14 protein-coding genes and 1 riboswitch are annotated in these 18,390 nt (G+C 72.0%); of the genes, 6 read left to right on the top strand and 8 right to left on the bottom strand.

Features of this window, described 5'->3' with window-relative positions; all coding sequences use genetic code 11:
• Positions 1–130: 130 nt before the first annotated feature.
• The 6 genes from ACZ7G3_RS13040 to ACZ7G3_RS13015 all read right to left on the bottom strand — a co-directional run bounded on the left by ACZ7G3_RS13040 (position 131) and on the right by ACZ7G3_RS13015 (position 5,315).
• Positions 131–811 carry a response regulator gene (locus tag ACZ7G3_RS13040; RefSeq protein ID WP_470925332.1) on the bottom strand — a complete coding sequence of 227 codons (681 nt, stop codon included), beginning with the start codon at positions 809–811 and terminating at the stop codon, positions 131–133.
• Positions 808–2,478: an ATP-binding protein gene (locus ACZ7G3_RS13035; RefSeq protein ID WP_470925330.1), complete on the bottom strand. Its 1,671-nt coding sequence runs from the start codon at positions 2,476–2,478 to the stop codon at positions 808–810. The genes ACZ7G3_RS13040 and ACZ7G3_RS13035 overlap by 4 nt, the downstream gene beginning before the upstream one ends.
• Positions 2,479–2,613: 135 nt before the next feature.
• The gene (locus ACZ7G3_RS13030) at positions 2,614–3,558 is read right to left on the bottom strand and encodes a sucrase ferredoxin (protein ID WP_470925328.1); all 945 of its coding nucleotides are present in this window, start codon (positions 3,556–3,558) and stop codon (positions 2,614–2,616) included.
• 435 nt (positions 3,559–3,993) lie between these two features.
• Positions 3,994–4,230, bottom strand: a complete 237-nt coding sequence (locus ACZ7G3_RS13025) for a hypothetical protein (RefSeq protein WP_398135373.1) — start codon at positions 4,228–4,230, stop codon at positions 3,994–3,996.
• Between the two features lie 118 nt (positions 4,231–4,348).
• Positions 4,349–4,561, bottom strand: a complete 213-nt coding sequence (locus ACZ7G3_RS13020) for a hypothetical protein (RefSeq protein ID WP_470925326.1) — start codon at positions 4,559–4,561, stop codon at positions 4,349–4,351.
• A 202-nt stretch (positions 4,562–4,763) separates the two neighbouring features.
• Positions 4,764–5,315 carry a DUF6082 family protein gene (locus ACZ7G3_RS13015; protein WP_470925325.1) on the bottom strand — a complete coding sequence of 184 codons (552 nt, stop codon included), beginning with the start codon at positions 5,313–5,315 and terminating at the stop codon, positions 4,764–4,766.
• Positions 5,316–5,633: 318 nt separating this feature from the next.
• On the opposite strand from ACZ7G3_RS13015, the gene ACZ7G3_RS13010 reads away from it, so the two are divergent.
• Complete coding sequence (locus ACZ7G3_RS13010; RefSeq protein ID WP_470925323.1) at positions 5,634–6,803, top strand: CobW family GTP-binding protein; 1,170 nt, start codon at positions 5,634–5,636, stop codon at positions 6,801–6,803.
• A gap of 78 nt (positions 6,804–6,881) precedes the next feature.
• Here ACZ7G3_RS13010 and ACZ7G3_RS13005 read toward each other — a convergent pair whose 3' ends face one another.
• Positions 6,882–9,338, bottom strand: coding sequence for a DNA gyrase/topoisomerase IV subunit A (locus tag ACZ7G3_RS13005; protein WP_470925321.1), 2,457 nt, complete (start codon positions 9,336–9,338; stop codon positions 6,882–6,884).
• Positions 9,339–9,671: 333 nt separating this feature from the next.
• Here ACZ7G3_RS13005 and ACZ7G3_RS13000 point away from each other — a divergent pair, with 333 nt between their 5' ends.
• From ACZ7G3_RS13000 to ACZ7G3_RS12985, 4 genes are all read left to right on the top strand, one after another.
• On the top strand, positions 9,672–11,054 hold the full coding sequence (locus ACZ7G3_RS13000; protein WP_470925319.1) for a M16 family metallopeptidase: 1,383 nt from the start codon (positions 9,672–9,674) through the stop codon (positions 11,052–11,054).
• The gene (locus tag ACZ7G3_RS12995; RefSeq protein WP_470925318.1) at positions 11,051–12,439 is read left to right on the top strand and encodes a M16 family metallopeptidase; all 1,389 of its coding nucleotides are present in this window, start codon (positions 11,051–11,053) and stop codon (positions 12,437–12,439) included. Before ACZ7G3_RS13000 ends, ACZ7G3_RS12995 begins: the two co-directional genes overlap by 4 nt.
• Positions 12,440–12,629: 190 nt before the next feature.
• Positions 12,630–12,794, top strand: a riboswitch (cyclic di-AMP (ydaO/yuaA leader).
• Between the two features lie 12 nt (positions 12,795–12,806).
• Positions 12,807–13,571, top strand: coding sequence for a M23 family metallopeptidase (locus tag ACZ7G3_RS12990; RefSeq protein ID WP_470925316.1), 765 nt, complete (start codon positions 12,807–12,809; stop codon positions 13,569–13,571).
• Positions 13,572–13,770: 199 nt separating this feature from the next.
• Positions 13,771–14,466: a GntR family transcriptional regulator gene (locus tag ACZ7G3_RS12985; RefSeq protein ID WP_470925314.1), complete on the top strand. Its 696-nt coding sequence runs from the start codon at positions 13,771–13,773 to the stop codon at positions 14,464–14,466.
• Positions 14,467–14,723: 257 nt separating this feature from the next.
• Here ACZ7G3_RS12985 and ACZ7G3_RS12980 read toward each other — a convergent pair whose 3' ends face one another.
• Positions 14,724–15,005 (bottom strand): HPr family phosphocarrier protein, encoded by a 282-nt coding sequence (locus ACZ7G3_RS12980; RefSeq protein WP_053138275.1) that lies wholly within the window; start codon positions 15,003–15,005, stop codon positions 14,724–14,726.
• 197 nt (positions 15,006–15,202) lie between these two features.
• On the opposite strand from ACZ7G3_RS12980, the gene ACZ7G3_RS12975 reads away from it, so the two are divergent.
• Positions 15,203–18,358, top strand: a complete 3,156-nt coding sequence (locus ACZ7G3_RS12975) for a bifunctional acetate--CoA ligase family protein/GNAT family N-acetyltransferase (RefSeq protein WP_470925312.1) — start codon at positions 15,203–15,205, stop codon at positions 18,356–18,358.
• Positions 18,359–18,390 lie beyond the last annotated feature (32 nt).

Genomic DNA, 18,390 nt, shown 5'->3' with positions numbered 1-18,390 from the left:
AGGCGTCTTCCCGTTCTGTCCAGCCTTGGGCATGCGGTCGAGCAACGGTCCCCCCGAGGTGCCGGGAGGGGGCCCGAAGGCACGGCCGGGCCCCCCGACGCCCCGGGCCCGTCCTTGGCGCTCGGACTCTTCAGGCGCGGGTCGCCCACTCGTAACGGTGCTCCGGGCGGCCCGCGTCGCCGTACTTGAGAGTCAGCCGGGCCCGTCCCGTGCGCTCCAGCAGTTTCAGATAGCGCTGTGCGGTCTGGCGGCTCACCCCGGTCCGTTCGGCGATCTCCTGTGCGGAGAGAGCACCGTCGGCCTTCAGCAGGCACTGGCGCACGAGCTCGGCGGTGGTGGGGGAGTGCCCCTTGGGCAGCCCCGGCTCCGACGGTGCCGAGAGGGCGCCGAAGATGCGGTCGACCTCGGCCTGCTCCGCCTCACCACCGCCGTCGAGAGTGCGCCGCAGCTCCGCGTACGCCTCCAGCTTGGCGCGCAGCCCGGCGAAGGCGAACGGTTTGACCAGGTACTGCAGGGCACCCTGGCGCATCGCCGCCTGGACGGTCGACACGTCCCGTGCCGCCGTCACCATGATCACGTCGGTCTGATGGTCACGTCGCCGCATCTCCTGGACGACCTCCAGACCGGTCCGGTCGGGCAGGTAGTGGTCCAGCAGGATCAGGTCCAGGCGCGGCAGCGTCTCCACGCTGTGCAGCGCCTCCAGCGCGCTGTGCGCCTCGCCGGCGACGTGGAAGCCCGGAACCTTCTCGACGTAGGCGGCGTTGACCCGCGCGACCCGCGTGTCGTCGTCCACGACCAGGACCTCGATCATCGGGACTCCTCCTCGGCAACGGTGTTCACGGGGGCGGTGAAGGCGTGTTCCAGGTCTGGTTCGGCCAGCGCCTCGGGCAGGACGACGACGAACTCCGCGCCCCCGCCGTGCGCCTCACCGACGGTGGCACTGCCGCCCTGCCGCTCGGCCAGCCTGCGTACCAGAGACAGCCCGATGCCGCGCTGGCGGTGGGCCGGCGGTTCCTTGGTGGACCATCCCGCCGCGAACACCAGCTCGCGGTGTTCCGCCGGTATCCCGGGCCCGGTGTCACGGACCCTGAGCGTGGCCGTACGGCCCTGCGCACGCAATTCGACCTCCACGCGCGCGTGCGGCGTCCCCGCGACGGCGTCGAGCGCGTTGTCGACCAAGTTACCGACGATCGTCACGAGCCCCCTGGGGTCGACCAGGAGGTCCGGCAGCCGCGTCCGGTCCGACACCCACAGGGCGACTCCTCGTTCGGCCGCGACGGTCGCCTTGCCGACGAGCAGGGCGGCGAGAAGGGGATCCCGGATCCGCTCGGTGATCTGCTCAGCGGTGACCCGGTGGTCGCCGACCACCTCGCCGACGAACTCCACGGCGTCGTCGTACATCTCCAGTTCGAGCAGCCCCAGCAGGGTGTGCATGCGGTTGGCGTGCTCGTGGTCCTGCGCGCGCAGGGCGTCGATCAGGCCGCGCGTCGAGTCCAGCTCCCGGCCGAGCTGCTCCAGCTCGGTGCGGTCGCGCAGCGTGGCGACGGCACCGCCGTCGTCGGTGGGCATCCGGTTGGCGACCAGGACCCGCTGGCCGCGCACCGTGAGCAGATCGGTCCCGGTCACCCGGCCGGCCAGGACGTCGGCCGTGCGCCCCGCGCCGAGCGCCTCGTCGGGGGAGCGGCCGACGGCCTCGCCGCCGATGCCCAGCAGACGCTGGGCCTCGTCGTTCAGCAGGCGTACCCTGCCGCCGCGGTCCAGGGCGACGACGCCCTCCCGGATGCCGTGCAGCATGGCCTCGCGCTCCGCGAGCAGCCCCGCGATGTCCGAGAAGGCCAGGTCCCGGGTCTGCCGCTGGACCCTGCGCGAGATGAACCAGGCGGCCAGCGCGCCGACGGCCAGGGCGCCACCGGCGTACGCGAACAGGCCGGGGATGGCGTGGATCAGCCGGGCCCGGACGCTGTCGTAGGCGATGCCCACCGAGACGGCGCCGACGACGGCGCCGTCGCTGTCGCGCAGGGGCACCTTGCCGCGCGCGGAGCGGCCCAGGGTGCCGTCGTCGATCTCCATGACCTCACGGCCGGCCAGGGCCTGCCCGGGGTCGGTCGAGACGACCTCGCCGATCCGCTCCGGGTCGGTGTGCGACCAGCGCACGCCCTGCCGGTCCATCACGACGACGTACTCCGCCCCCGTGGCCCTCCGGATCCGCTCCGTCTCCTGTTGCACCGGCCCGTCGGGCGCGGGCCGGGTGGTGCGCAGGTCCCGTACCACCTGTGGCTGCTGCGCCGTGGTCTGCGCGATCGCCAGCGCCCGGCGCATCGCCTGGTCGTCCAGCTGGTCGCTGAGCGGCGCCAGGAAGAGCCCGGTCGCGAGCACGACGACTCCCGCCGCGATCGCCAGCTGCATCAGCAGCACCTGCGAGAACACCCGCCGCGGCAGGCCGAGGCGCAGGCGGCGAACGGGGGGAGTGGGACTCATACCCATGACGGTACGTGGAGGCTCTGACATGCCGTAGAGGGGTGTGGCGCGGATCTCCCGAGCGCCTTGGGCGAGGGAGGCCCGGCCGGGACCCCTCGCGGCCGTCGGGCCCCGCCCTCCGTCCCCGGGCCGGCCTCAGCCGGCGAGCGCCGCCGTCACCGACAGTTCCCGCACCGCGGTGACCGCCATCCGCGCAGGCGAGCCCAGCACCGACGTCCCGCAGCTCTCGGGACGCGGCGGTACCGACGCGTCCTGCTCGACGGTGACCCGCCAGTGCCGGCCGTCGGCGTGGGCCACGGTCACCTCCCAGCGCGGTGCGGCACCGTCCGTCCGTACGACGCTCAGCACCTGCGCCGCGTCCTCGCCCACGGCCGAGCGCACGGCCAGCTCGGCCGCCTGTCCGGGGCGCTCCCACGAGGAGTTCCCGCGGCAGCCCTCGACGACGACCCGTGCCTCCCGCGCACCGTGCAGGATCTCCTTGACCGTGTGGGCCTGGACCCGGCCGTACGCGTACCCGTGGGGCAGCACGAGCACCGTCGGCGAGAAGCGGTGCCCGCCCAGATGGGTGACCTCCCATACGCCCTCGGCCCCGGACGCGGCGAGCTCGGCAGCCAGCGGCCGGCCGAGGAGCGCGCAGCACCGGTCGCGCTTGCCGTTGGTACAGACGAGGGCGAGCGGATCGCCCGGGTGGGGACCGCCTTCGAGCACCGACTCGAAGGTACGGCGGTCGCCCCTGCCGAGCGCGGCGAAATCGAGGTCGAGCAGCCGGCGGGGGTCCGTCAGTGTGGTGCCGTGCAGCCACACGTTTCCCGGCACGGTGTGGGCCGCGTACACCCGGCGCTCGGCCGGAGTGCCGCCGTCCGCGTGGCGTCCGGGCCGGCGGATGAGCGCGATGCGTACGCCCGTCCCCTTCGCCTGCGCCTCCAGGGCACGCCCCAGCGCGGGATCCAGGTGGCTCGACGTGAGCGCCTTGGCGCCCCACGGGCCGGGCTGTTCGAGCAGCAACCAGGTCCTGGCGACGGGTGCGGTGCCCGAAACGGGCTCGTCGAGGTTCCGGGAGGCGACTGAGCACGTACTCACAGAGGTGAGCCTAACCTGACTTGTGCCGCGGCGACTTCCAGCCGCGCCTGAGCGCTGCTTCGGCAGGGCTTGTCAGCGGCTGCGGACCCGAGTGGAGCCCGCTGGTACGCGTGCGCGGCGGGCGCTCGCCGTACTCTCCGGCGCGTGCGCGATGGGCGCTCGCCGTACTCCTCCGGCGCGTGTGCGATCCAGCCCGCCGTCCGGGCCACGGCGGTGTGGTGTGCGGGGCAGGGGGCGCCGGTCGGGGCACCGGCGGCGGCTGAGGATCCGTGCGGCCTGGTGCCGTTCCGGCGCCAGGCCTCATCGGTGGGGCCGTCGAGCGGGACGGGGTGCCGAGGGCTCGACGGACGACTGGTCCGGCGCGGTGGACGGTTGCGTGCGGCCGGGACGGTGTGACGGGGTACGGGTCCGGGCGGACGCGTACCTCGCGGGAGGTCAGGCGTCGGGGATGTCCGCCTTGGCGCGGATCAGGGTTTCCCGGCTGATGACCACGATGCGTTCGTAGTCGGCGCGGGCGGCGTCGGCGGGCAGCTCACGCTCCAGCGCCTCGGTGGCCTCGGTGCCGATGACGGCGAAGTTGCCGTCGCTCAGTTCGAACAGGTCGGGGCAGTTCGCTCCTGAAGCACTGCCACGGGCACTTGGCGGCACACCGATACGGCGCACGATTTTCAAGGGTTACCGGTCCTTACGTCGGATCTGCTCTCTCAGGGGCGGGCAGCACCCTACTGGTTGGCAGTGAGCGGTGAGGGCGACAGAGCGGCGTGTCCTGCTTTCCGCCTCGTCGCGGCCCTCATGCGCGTGGGGGAGCGGAAGACGTGCTGGGGGTCTGCTCCGGGGCTGCGGGCGGCGACGGTGTCGTCGGCGGGACGCTGGGCGACAACAGGCAGAGAACGGCTATGACGGCGGCGCCTGCCGCGACGCCGGCCCCGATTCCTTCCCGCCGGTTCACCAGGTAGCCGACGGCTGCGGCGACGGCGAGAAAGACGATGGCTTCCAGGGTCATGTGACACCTCCGTGATCCGCACCTGCCCGACGGTGAAAGCCGGCGCGGCGGGCAGGTCGGCGACCGTGCGCTGTTCCGAGCGCATCGCTTGGAGGGGGAGAGTACGGGTGGTCGTGGGGACGGGGTGACCGCATGGCCGAAAGGCACTCCGCGGTGACCCTCATGCGCCTTCGTTGACGGCGCCGCCGGGAAAGCCCGGAGGTCAGGGCGAGGGAGGCGTGCCCACCACCCACCATTCGTCCGTGTCGGCCTCGTCGAGGTCGCTGATGAGGCCGTCTACCAAGTGGCCGATCCGGGCTTCGTCGGACGACTGCTTGAGTGTCGCGCGCTGCCCCCTCGATGCATCCCAGTACTCCCGCATCAGAGGGTTCTGGAAGAGCTCACGGGCATGCCCGTACAACTCCTCCTGGTCCACAAGTCCCGCGCGGTAGAGGTGGTAGAGGTTGATGTACCAGGCGTTGGCATAGAAGTACTGACGGCGCTTCTCCGCCGGAATGCCGGGCGCGTATGTGTCGATCACCGAGGCCAGCGACGGGTCGTCGATCGCCCTGGACAGCAGTTCCCAGTGCATGCGCTGCTGGTGAGCGAGCGCCCGGCGGCGCGAGGCGGTCTCCTCGAGTTCGAGCCGCCGTATGCGCAGCCGTTCCGCTTCCAGCGCACGGTGACGCGCGGCCAGCGTCAACCCGGCCGTGGCGACCAGCAGACACGCTGCGGCGGAGCCGAACCTCCCCGTGATGTTCTTCCGTGTGACCATGTCAACCCCCGAATCAGGCGACCGCCCGCCGGTCGTCGAGTGCGGGTCGGCTGACGGGGACCGGCGAGCGATGGCTGGCGCTGCCGCCTCCAGAGTGCCGAGCGGCGCTGACCGGCGGGGAGGCGGAGAGGAGGCGCACGGAGGGAAGCGAGGGTCGCACGGTCCGGCGCCATGCAAAACGTCTGCCCAGCCGGCGCTGCTAACAATCGTTCACTCCGCGGGCACTGCGTCGGCTCGTATCCTGAGCAGGCAATTCCGTATGTGGGTCTACGTTCTGCCGCGGACCGGCGTACGCGTAGGTGAGAGAGAGGTCGCACGGTGGGGCAGCGCTCGATTCCGCAGCAGATCCCGGTCGTCGTACTCGCCGGGTTCCTCGGCTCCGGAAAGACCACCCTTCTCAACCACCTCCTCCATCGCAGTGGAGGCAGCCGTATCGGCGCCATCGTGAATGACTTCGGCTCGATCGAGATCGACGCGATGGCCGTCGCCGGCGCACTCGGCGACTCCACCGTTTCGCTCGGCAACGGGTGTCTGTGCTGTGCCGTCGACGCCGGCGAACTGGACGGGTACCTGGAACGCCTGGCCCGGCCCGACACCGGTATCGACGTCATCGTCATCGAGGCCAGCGGGCTCGCCGAGCCGCAGGAACTCGTCCGCATGCTTCTCGCGAGTGAGCAGCCGGAGGTCGTCTACGGCGGGCTCGTCGAGGTCGTCGACGCCGCCGAGTTCGACGACACGCGCGCCAAGCACCCCGAGATCGACCGGCACTTGGCCCTCGCCGACCTGGTCGTGGTCAACAAGACCGACCGGGTTCCGGACGCCGAGCGGGTGCTCGCGCTCGTCCGGTCGCTCAGCGACCGCGCCGCCGTCGTGCCCGCGACCTACGGCCGCATCGACCCCGAGTTCCTCTACGACTGCCGGCCGAGCGAGGACCGCGTGGGGCAGCTGTCCTTCGACGACCTGTACGACCACTCCAGGGGCGGCGCACACGCCGAGCACCTGCACGCCGCCTACGACACCCTGTCGTTCGTCTCCGATCTCCCGCTGGACCCGCGCCGGCTCATGCGCTTCCTGGACAGCAGGCCGGAGGGCCTGTACCGGATCAAGGGGTACGTCGACTTCGGTCCGTACGACACGCGGAACCGGTACGCCGTCCACGCCGTGGGCCGTTTCCTGCGCTTCTACCCGGAGCCCTGGGGGCCTGCCGACGCCCGCCGCACCCAGCTCGTCCTCATCGGCTCCGGCATCGACGCGCCTGCCCTCGGCGAGGAACTCGGCGCGTGCCGCGCGGATCCCGACGCCCCGCACGCCGACGAGCACGGCATGTGGGGCGTCCTGCGCTACGTACCGGAGCCCGAGGGCGGGGAACCGGGCGACATCGAACCGGGCGACATGGAATCCGACGGCGGGGCTCCCGACGCCATGGATTCCGACGACAGCGAGCCGGGCGGCGAGGATCCGCCGCCCGTTCCCTGGGGCGGGCCCTAGGGGGGTGTCGTTTGGGTCAGGTCGGCTCCAGGCACCGGTGCCTGGCAAGCGACCCCGGCAAGATCCAAACGACACTCCCTAAGCCGGTCCCGCCACCACCGACACCGTCTTCGGCAGTGACACCCCCGAGCCGTCGCGGCGCGGGTCGACCTCCGGGAGCTGAGCCGGGGAACCGTTCTTCTGCGCGGCGAGCGCCGGGGTGGCACCCGCCCAGGCGAAGGCCAGGCAGTCCTCGCCCTTCAGGAACCGCTGGCAGCGCACGCCCCCCGTGGCGCGGCCCTTGCGCGGGTACTGGTCGAAGGGGGTGAGTTTCGCCGTGGTCTGGACGGAGTCGTCCAGAGTGCCGCGCGAACCGGCGATCGTGAAGACGACCGCCTTCGCGGCCGGGTCCACCGCCGTGAAGGAGATGACCCTGGCACCGTCGGTGAGCTTGATGCCCGCCACACCGCCCGCGGCACGCCCCTGCGGGCGGACCTGCGCGGCCTGGTAGCGCAGCAACTGCGCGTCGTCCGTGATGAAGACCAGGTCCTCGTCGCCGGTGCGCAGCTCGGCACCGCCGACGATCCGGTCGCCCTCCTTGAGGCTGATGATCTCCAACTCGTCCTTGTGGGACGGGTAATCGGGCACCACACGCTTGACGACACCCTGTTCCGTACCGAGCGCCAGGCCGGGGGAGGACTCGTCCAGCGTGGTCAGACAGATGACCGTCTCGTCGTCCTCCAGGGTCACGAACTCCGCGAGCGGAGCGCCACCTGAGAGGTTCGGCGTCGGCAGGGGCTCGGGGAGCTGGGGGAGGTCCACGACGTTCACCCGCAGCAGACGCCCCGCGGACGTCACCACGCCCACCTCGCCGCGCGCCGTGGCAGGCACCGCCGAGACGATCAGGTCGTGCTTGACCCGCTTGGCCCCCGCCTCCGTGACGAGCGGCTCGTCGTTCGCGGTGCGGGCCAGCAGACCCGTGGAGGACAGCAGCACCCGGCACGGGTCGTCCGCCACCTGGAGCGGCACGGCGGCGACCGGGGCGCCGCTCGACTCCAGCAGTGTCGTACGGCGGTCGGTGCCGAACTTCTTGGCGACCGCGGCCAGTTCGGTGGAGACCAGCTTGCGCAGCTCCGCGTCGGAGTCGAGGATCCGGGTCAGCTCCTCGATCTCCGCGTTCAGCCGGTCCTTCTCGGACTCCAGCTCGATGCGGTCGAACTTGGTGAGCCGCCGCAGCGGCGTGTCCAGGATGTACTGGGTCTGGACGTCGCTCAGCGAGAAGCGCTCCATCAGGCGCTGCTTGGCCTGTGCGGAGTTCTCACTGGAGCGGATGAGGCGGATGACCTCGTCGATGTCGACCAGGGCGGTGAGCAGGCCCTCGACCAGGTGCAGACGGTCGCGGCGCTTGGCGCGGCGGTACTCGCTGCGGCGCCGAACGACGTTGAAGCGGTGGTCGAGATAGACCTCCAGCAGCTCCTTGAGGCCCAGGGTGAGGGGCTGGCCGTCCACCAGGGCGACGTTGTTGATGCCGAAGGACTCCTCCATCGGCGTCAGCTTGTAGAGCTGCTCCAGGACCGCCTCCGGCACGAAGCCGTTCTTGATCTCGATGACCAGGCGCAGTCCGTGCTCGCGGTCGGTGAGGTCCTTGACGTCGGCGATGCCCTGGAGCTTCTTCGAGCCGACCAGGTCCTTGATCTTGGCGATCACCTTCTCCGGGCCGACCGCGAAGGGCAGCTCGGTCACGACGAGACCCTTGCGGCGGGCCGTCACCGTGTCCACGGCGACCGTCGCCCGGATCTTGAACGTGCCGCGGCCCGTCTCGTAGGCGTCCCGGATGCCGGGCAGACCGACGATCCGGCCGCCGGTGGGCAGGTCGGGGCCCGGAACGTGCTTCATCAGGGCTTCGAGGTCGGCGTTCGGGTACCGGATGAGGTGCCGGGCGGCCGCGATGACCTCGCGCAGATTGTGCGGCGGCATGTTCGTGGCCATGCCGACCGCGATGCCCGAGGCGCCGTTGACCAGCAGGTTCGGGAAGGCGGCGGGCAGTGCCACCGGCTCCTGCTCCTGGCCGTCGTAGTTCGGGCCGAAGTCGACGGTGTCCTCGTCGATGGACTCCGTCATCAGGCTGGTGGCCTCGGCCATCCGGCACTCGGTGTACCGCATGGCGGCCGGCGGGTCGTCGTTGCCCAGCGAGCCGAAGTTGCCGTGGCCGTCCACCAGGGGGACGCGCATCGAGAAAGGCTGGGCCATGCGCACCAGGGCGTCGTAGATCGACGCGTCGCCGTGCGGGTGCAGCTTGCCCATGACCTCGCCGACGACGCGGGCGCACTTCACGTAGCCGCGCTCGGGCCGCAGGCCCATCTCGTTCATCTGGTAGACGATGCGGCGGTGCACCGGCTTGAGGCCGTCGCGGGCGTCCGGCAGCGCACGGGAGTAGATGACCGAGTACGCGTACTCGAGGAAGGAGCCCTGCATCTCGTCGACGACGTCGATGTCGAGGATCTTCTCCTCGTACGAGTCGTCGGGCGGCGGGGTCTTCGTACTACGGCGGGCCATCGCTGCCGGCTCCTTGCTGAAGCGTGAACGGTGATCTGACGCGGTCCATTGTGGACCGCGGCACTGACAGCGACCGACCAGGACCCGTCACGGGCTGCCCGGCCCGGCGCTGCCCGCAGGGTACGCCCTCGTGCCGCGCCCCCGCCCCCGCCGGGTCGCCGACCCCGTTCTCGCTCTCGGCGTACGAGGCCCGGGAACTCCACGGGCGGCCCGCACGCTTGCATACAGTGGCAGGATCGGAAGGATCGGCGGAATTCCGCAGTTCCGCCCAATGATCCACCAAGTGTTTCACCAAGTGATTCCGCCAAGGATTTCGCGATCGAAGGGACGTACATGCCCATGGGTCACACGGCCACAGCCCAGGCAGGCTCCGGCGGCCTGACAGCGACCGAGCACCGCCTGGCCAACGGCCTGCGCGTGGTGCTCTCCGAGGACCACCTGACCCCGGTCGCGGCGGTGTGCCTCTGGTACGACGTCGGCTCCCGCCACGAAGTCAAGGGGCGTACCGGCCTGGCTCACCTTTTCGAGCACCTCATGTTCCAGGGTTCCGCCCAGGTCAAGGGCAACGGCCACTTCGAGCTGGTGCAGGGCGCCGGCGGCTCGCTCAACGGCACCACCAGCTTCGAGCGGACCAACTACTTCGAGACCATGCCCGCCCACCAGCTGGAGCTCGCTCTGTGGCTGGAGGCCGACCGCATGGGCTCCCTGCTGGCCGCCCTGGACGACGAGTCGATGGAGAACCAGCGTGACGTCGTCAAGAACGAGCGCCGCCAGCGCTACGACAACGTGCCCTACGGCACGGCCTTCGAGAAGCTGACCGCCCTCGCCTACCCGGAGGGCCACCCCTACCACCACACGCCGATCGGCTCGATGGCCGACCTGGACGCGGCGACGCTGGAGGACGCGCGCGCGTTCTTCCGCACCTACTACGCGCCGAACAACGCGGTGCTGTCGGTCGTCGGCGACATCGACCCCGAGCAGACGCTCGCCTGGATCGAGAAGTACTTCGGTTCCATCGCCTCGCACGACGGCAAGCAGGCCCCCCGGGACGGCTCGCTGCCCGATGTCATCGGCGGGCAGCTGCGCGAGATCGTCGAGGAGGAGGTCCCGGCCCGCGCCCTGATGGCGGCCTACCGCCTGCCGGAGGACGGCACGCGCGCGTGCGACGCGGCCGACGTGGCTCTCACCGTCCTGGGCGGCGGCGAGTCGTCCCGCCTGTACAACCGGCTCGTGCGCCGCGACCGCACGGCCGTCGCCGCCGGGTTCGGTCTGCTGCGGCTCGCCGGAGCACCCTCCCTGGGGTGGCTGGACGTGAAGACGTCCGGTGACGTCGAGGTGCCGGTCATCGAGTCCGCCATCGACGAGGAGCTCGCCCGGTTCGCGGAGGAGGGGCCCACGCCGGAGGAGATGGAGCGCGCCCAGGCCCAGTTGGAGCGCGAGTGGCTGGACCGCCTGGGTACGGTCGCGGGCCGCGCCGACGAACTGTGCCGGTACGCCGTCCTCTTCGGCGACCCGCAGCTCGCCCTCACCGCCGTGCAGCGAGTGCTCGAGGTGACGGCAGAGGAGGTCCAGGAGGTCGCCAAGGCACGCCTGCGTCCCGACAACCGCGCGGTGCTCGTCTACGAGCCCACGGCCCCCGCCGACGCCGACGACAACGCCGACGACAACGACGCCGACACGAACGCCACCGACGAGAACGAGGAGGCGGCCAAGTGACCGAGCTCGCCACCATGGAATTCCACCCTCAGCCGCAGGCCGGCGAGCCCAAGCCGTGGGCGTTCCCGGCCCCGGAGCGCGGCAGTCTCGACAACGGCCTGACGGTGCTGCGCTGCCACCGCCCCGGCCAGCAGGTCGTCGCTGTCGAGGTCAATCTGGACGCACCCCTGGACGCCGAACCGGCCGGCCTCGACGGCCTCGCCACGATCATGGCGCGCGCCTTCTCCGAGGGCACCGACAAGCACTCCGCCGAGGAGTTCGCCGCCGAGCTGGAGCGCTGCGGCGCCACCCTCGACGCACACGCCGACCACCCCGGCGTCCGGCTGAGCCTGGAAGTGCCCGTCTCGCGTCTCGCCAAGGCCCTCGGCCTGGTCGCCGACGCCCTCCGGGCGCCCGCGTTCGCGGACAGCGAAGTCGAGCGGCTGGTCCGCAACCGGCTCGACGAGATCCCGCACGAGCTGGCCAACCCGGCACGCCGCGCGGCCAAGGAGCTCTACAAGGAGCTGTTCCCGGCCGGGACGCGCATGTCGCGCCCGCGTCAGGGCACCGAGGAGACGGTCGCGCGCATCGACTCCGCGGCCGTACGCGCCTTCTACGAGAAGCACGTCCGGCCCGCCACGGCCACCGCGGTGGTCGTCGGCGACTTCACCGGCGTCGACCTCGACGCGCTGCTCGGTGACACGCTGGGCGCGTGGACCGGCTCCGCCGCCGAGCCGCGTCCCGTGCCGCCGGTGACCGCCGACGACAGGGGCCGGGTCGTCATCGTGAACCGCCCCGGAGCCGTCCAGACGCAGCTGCTGATCGGTCGCACCGGCTCCGACCGGCACGACCGCGTGTGGCCCGCCCAGGTGCTCGGCGCCTACTGCCTCGGCGGCACCCTCACCTCGCGCCTGGACCGCGTCCTGCGCGAGGAGAAGGGCTACACCTACGGCGTGCGGTCGTTCGCACAGGTCCTGCGTTCCGCGCCCGACGGCACGGGCGCCGCCCTGCTGGCCATCAGCGGCTCCGTCGACACCCCCAACACGGGTCCCGCGCTGGAGGACCTGTGGACGGTGCTGCGGAAGGTCGCGGAGGGCGGGCTCACCGACGCCGAGCGCGACGTCGCCGTGCAGAACCTGGTCGGTGTGGCGCCGCTGAAGTACGAGACGGCTGCGGCCGTGGCGAGCACGCTGGCCGACCAGGTCGAACAGCACCTGCCGGACGACTACCAGGCCACGCTCTACCGCCAACTCGCCGTCACGGGAACCGTGGAGGCCACGGCGGCGGTCGTGAACGCCTTCCCGGTGGACCGTCTGGTGACGGTCCTCGTCGGCGACGCGGCGCAGATCAAGGAGCCCGTCGAGGCCCTCGGCATCGGTGAAGTGACCGTCGTGGCGGCCGAGTAGCGGCACGCGCGCGGGGCGGCCCTGGTGACCACAGTGTCACCAGGGCCGCCTTTTGTCCGAATTGCGGGGCTGACTGACCGTCTGCCCTGTGGCGTGCGCTACAAAACGCCTGTTGCGTTTGAGGATTGAAGACACCCCGTTTAGCGTCGTCCGGGCTGTTCGTCAGGCAGTGCGCCGCACCCGCGGCACCGGACAGCCATCGCCGAGTCCCCGTACGGCGCGAGCCAGGGGAGCCGGGGACCCATCGCAGTCCCTGGGGTGAATCGGACGCCCGCGCGTGCAGCGAGGGGGTCCGTAGGAGACCTTCCTGCTCCGAACCCGTCAGCTAACCCGGTAGGCGAGAGGGAAGGAAAGGACCAGCCTCCACATGGCGTTCACGCGCGCCACCGGCAAGCACCGCCGACCCAGCCGGATGCACCGCACCACCGCCCACGCGGCGGGCGTCGCGGCCCTCGCCACCACCGGTGTCGTCGGCACCCTCGCCGCTCCGGCGCTCGCCGCCGAGTCCGAGGCGGAGCAGAGCGGACTCACCCCGGTCGTCACCATCGGCGACGCCGTGGCCGACGAGATCGACGCCCAGGCCACCGCGCAGAAGCGGGCCGCGCTGGACGCCGCCGCCCGTGAGGCGGCCCAGGAGGCCGCACGCGAGCGGGCCGCCGAGGCGGCCGAGGAGGCACGCGAGGCCAAGGAGCGCGCCGCGCGCGAGGCGGAGCGCGAGCGCCTCAACACCTTCGTGTCGCCGATCACCGCCTCCTACGTCTCCACCGCCTACCAGGCCGGCAGCTCCCTGTGGTCCTCGGGCAGCCACACCGGCATCGACTTCCACGCCGCGAGCGGCACCTCCGTGCACGCGGTCGGCGTCGGCACCGTCGTCGAGGCCGGCTGGGGCGGGGCGTACGGCAACCAGGTCGTGATCAGGATGCACGACGGCACGTACACGCAGTACGGCCACCTGTCCTCCATCGGCGTCTCGGTCGGCCAGGCGGTCGCCCCCGGTCAGCAGATCGGTCTCTCCGGCGCCACCGGCAACGTCACCGGAGCCCACCTGCACTTCGAAGCCCGTACGAGCCCCGAGTACGGCTCGGACATGGACCCCGTCGCCTATCTCCGCTCCCACGGTGTGAACATCTGACGGCGGACGGCACGGCACTCGAACGCCCCGGCTCCCGAGCCGGGGCGTTCGCATTTCCACGGGTGACCCAGGCGTCGCCGCTGTCCAAAAGATGACCAGGAAATCCGCCCCGCCGTCGGAATATCCGCCCGGCTGGCCTAGAGTCACTGCTCACGCGTCAATCGTCGACGTTTCACGGGGATCAAGGCGGAGGTCGGGCATGCGTATTCCGGCGCACTCGGTGTGCACGGCGATCCGGGACGACATCGTCGCCGGCGTCCACGGGCGCGGCAGTCGGCTCACCGAGGAACTGCTCGCCCGCCGTTACGGAGTCTCCCGCGTCCCGGTCCGTGAGGCCCTGCGCACGCTGGAGGCCGAGGGCTTCGTGGTGACCCGGCGGCACGCGGGCGCGTGCGTGGCGGAACCCGGCGAACAGGAGGCCGCCGACCTGTTGGAGGCCCGTACGCTCCTCGAACCCCTCGGCGCCTCCCGGGCCGCCCGGCGCCGTACCGAGGCCCACCTCAAGGTACTGCGCGGACTGGTCAGGCTGGGTCAGGAGCGGGCCAGGCAGGGCAACAGCGATGATCTGCGCTCCCTGGGCGGCTGGTTCCACGACACCCTCGCCCAGGCCGCGGGCAGCCCCTCCCTGACGGCGCTGCTGACCCAGCTGCGCCACAAGATCGCCTGGATGTACACCGTGGACGCGCCGGCCGGACCCGTGGAGTACTGGGCGGAGCACGGTGCGATCGCCGACGCGGTGGCCCGGGGCGACAGCGAGCGCGCGCGGGCGCTCATGATGCTGCACACCGAGCGGTCGACGCCGGGATACCGGCTGCGATTCGCTTCCGACGGCGAACGGACAAGGCGTGTGAGGAAATCGCAACGTGCCGTAAACACGTCGAGCCTGCGGGCTTAACGCGAGGGCCGTATACAAAGAGAGGGTAAGAGTAATTCGAGGAGTCTTTTTGCTGCCCGGCTGCCCGGCTGCCCGAATTTCTGGCTTCTCGACTTTCTGACTTCTCGACTTCCTGGCCTGCCGACGCCCCGGAATGCCCGGATGCCCGCAGAAGAGCGAAGCCGAAAGAAATCAAAAGGCCCGCCCGGTGGTCCGGGCGGGCCTTTCAATGCTGCTGTCCGTCAGACGGTGCAGACGGTGCAGACGGTTCAGACGGCTCAGACGGTCTCGGGAAGCTCCTCGAGCCCTTCGGAGACCAGCTTCGCCAGCCGCTCCAGGGCGGCGTCCGCGCCCTCGGCGTCGGAGGCGAGGACGATCTCCTCGCCGCCCTGGGCGCCGAGGCCGAGGACGGCCAGCATGGAGGCCGCGTTGACGGGGGAACCGTCGGCCTTGGCGATCGTCACCGGGACGCCTGTGGCCGTGGCGGCTCGGACGAAGATGGAGGCGGGGCGGGCGTGGAGGCCCTCGGCCCAGCCGACGTTGACGCGGCGCTCAGCCATGTGATGCTGCCCTTCAGGTGTTCAGGGGTTCATGTTGTCTAGACCTGTCTTGTCTAGACCAGTTTCCCACATCGTGAAGCGTGCCCGGACGGCTGTGTGCCGCCCGTGTGGTCGTCGGACCGCGGCCTCGGTCCGAGCTTCCGTCCTCCACAGACTGCCTCGCGCCGTTGTCGTACGCGAGCCGTACTCTGGGGCCCATGCAGACCTCGTCGGACCGGCACGAGTACCCCGCCCATTGGGAGGCCGACGTGGTGCTGCGCGACGGCGGCACCGCGCGCGTCCGCCCCATCACCGTTGATGACGCCGAGCGCCTGGTCAGCTTCTACGAGCAGGTCTCCGACGAGTCGAAGTACTACCGCTTCTTCGCGCCGTACCCTCGCCTGTCCGCCAAGGACGTCCACCGCTTCACGCACCACGACTTTGTGGACCGGGTGGGACTCGCGGCCACCATCGGCGGCGAGTTCATCGCCACCGTACGCTACGACCGGATCGGCGCCGGTGGAACACCCGCGACGTCCCACCCCTCGCCCACCACCGCCCTTGCCGGAGGGCGCTTCGCGCCCGCCCCTCCCGTCTCCGACGAGGCCGAGGTCGCCTTTCTCGTCCAGGACGCCCACCAGGGGCGCGGCGTCGCCTCCGCGCTGCTGGAACACATCGCCGCCGTCGCCCGTGAGCGCGGCATCCGCCGCTTCGCCGCCGAGGTGCTGCCCGCCAACACCAAGATGATCAAGGTGTTCATGGACGCCGGGTACACCCAGAAACGGAGTTTCGAGGACGGCGTGGTCCGCCTGGAGTTCGGCCTCGAACCCACCGACCGCTCGCTCGCCGTGCAGTACGCGCGCGAGCACCGCGCGGAGGCGCGTTCCGTTCAGCGGCTGCTGCAGCCCGGGTCGGTGGCGGTCATCGGCACCGGCCGCACACCCGGAGGCGTCGGCCGCAGCATCCTCGGCAACATCCGGGACGCGGGCTACACGGGGTCGCTGTACGCCGTGAACAAGGCGTTCCCCCAGGGCGGCACGGAACTGGACGGGGTCCCGGCGCGCCGCTCGGTGCGCGACATCGACGGCCCCGTCGACCTGGCCGTCGTCACCGTGCCCGCCGAGCACGTCCCCGAGGTGGTCACCGAGTGCGGTGAGCACGGGGTGCAGGGCCTGGTCGTGATCTCCGCCGGATACGCCGACAGCGGCCCCGAAGGACGCGAACGCCAGCGCGCACTCGTGCGGCACGCGCGCACGTACGGCATGCGGATCATCGGGCCGAACGCCTTCGGGATCATCAACACCTCCCCGGACGTGCGGCTCAACGCCTCCCTCGCCCCCGAGATGCCCCGCACCGGACGGATCGGCCTGTTCGCCCAGTCCGGTGCCATCGGCATCGCCCTGCTGTCCCGGCTGCACCGGCGCGGCGGCGGGGTCACCGGCGTCACCGGTGTGTCGAGCTTCGTCTCGTCCGGCAACCGGGCCGACGTCTCCGGCAACGACGTCCTCCAGTACTGGTACGACGACCCGGAGACGGACGTCGCGTTGATGTACCTGGAGTCCATCGGCAACCCGCGCAAGTTCACCCGCCTGGCCCGGCGGACGGCGGCCGTCAAACCGCTGGTCGTGGTGCAGGGTGCCCGGCACGGGGGTGTGGCGCCCCAGGGGCACGCCGTACGGGCGACGCGGCTGCCGCACGCGACGGTCTCCGCGCTGCTGAGGCAGGCCGGCGTGATCCGGGTCGACACGATCACCGACCTGGTCGACGCGGGTCTGCTGCTCGCCCGCCAGCCGCTGCCCGCCGGACCGAGGGTGGCGATCCTCGGGAACTCGGAATCACTGGGGCTGCTGACGTACGACGCCTGCCTCTCCGAGGGGCTGCGGCCGCACCCTCCCCTGGACCTGACCACGGCAGCCTCGGCCGGCGACTTCCACGAGGCCCTGTCCCGGGCCCTGGCCGACGACACGTGCGACGCGGTGGTGGTGACCGCCATCCCGACGGTGGGGGAGGGGCAGGCGGGAGACGCGGCGCTGGCGGAGGCCCTCCGCTCGGCGGCGGCCGGGGTGCCCGCCAAGCCGGTCCTCGTGGTCCACGTGGAGCTGGGCGGCCTGGCGGAGGCCCTGTCCGCGGCGACGAGCACGGCGCCGCAGGCGGTTCCGCCCGGCGAGCCGCGGGCCGCCTCGTCCGACGGGCGGGAGACGGCTTCGGCCGCCGGCCCCCGGGTGGCTTCGACGGCGGAGAGCCGGGCTGCCCCATCCGACGAGCCCCAGGCCGTCTCGTCCGACAGGCCCCAGGCCGCTGCGCCCACCGATCCCCAGGTTGCCTCGTCCACCGCCGATCCCCGGGCCGCCTCGTCCACCGATCCCCAGGTGGCCCCGGCCCCCGGGCCGCACGCGCTCTCGGCCGCCGTGCCCCGGGCGCCCCTGGCCTCCGGGGCAGGCGCCGCCGACCGCCCCGCCTCCGCGCAGCGGCCCTCCACCGGCGAGCCTGGCGGCGGGGGGCGGGAAGGCGCCCGCCTCATCCCGGCCTACCCCGCCGCCGAACGCGCCGTCCGCGCCCTCGCCCAGGCCGTCGCCTACGCCCAGTGGCGACGCGACGCCGCCGACCCCGGCAAGGTGCCGGAGTACGAGGACATCGACGAGAAGGGCGCCGCCGAGCTGATATCCGGGCACCTCGCGCGCGGGCAGGGGCTCACGCTCGGCCCGCAGGAGACCTGCGACCTGCTCGGCAGGTACGGCATCCACGTCCACCGCGCCCTGCCCGCCCCCACCCCCGACGACGCCGTCGCCGCCGCGCGGACCATCGGCTACCCCGTCGCCCTCAAGGCCACCGCCCCGCACCTGCGCCACCGCGCCGACCTGGGCGGCGTACGCCTGGACCTCGCGGACGAGGAGCAGCTGCGGAGGGCATACGCCGAGTTGACCGAGCTGTTCGGGAAGCCCGAGGAGCTGCGCCCCGTGGTGCAGGGCATGGCCCCGCGCGGCGTCGACACGGTCGTACGGGCGGTCATCGACCCGGCGGCCGGCGCGGTGCTCTCCTTCGGTCTGGCCGGCGCGGCCACGCAACTGCTCGGCGACATGGCGCACCGGCTGGTCCCGGTCACCGACCGCGACGCCACCTCGCTCATCCGCTCGATCCGCACCGCGCCCCTCCTCTTCGGCTGGCGCGGCTCGGCCCCGGTCGACAGCTCCGCCCTGGAGGAACTGCTGCTGCGGGTCTCCCGGCTGGTGGACGACCACCCGGAGGTCGTCGCGGTCACCCTGGAACCGGTCGTCGTCGCCCCGCGCGGCCTGAGCGTCCTCGGCGCCGCCGTCCGCCTGGCTCCTCCTCCCGCCAGGGACGACCTCGGCCCGCGGACCCTGCCGGCGTACTGACCGCCCGCGCCCCGGGACGGGTCTCGCACGAG

This window comes from Streptomyces sp. NPDC037271 (assembly GCF_055603605.1).
This window is presented reverse-complemented; position numbering and strand designations above follow the sequence as displayed.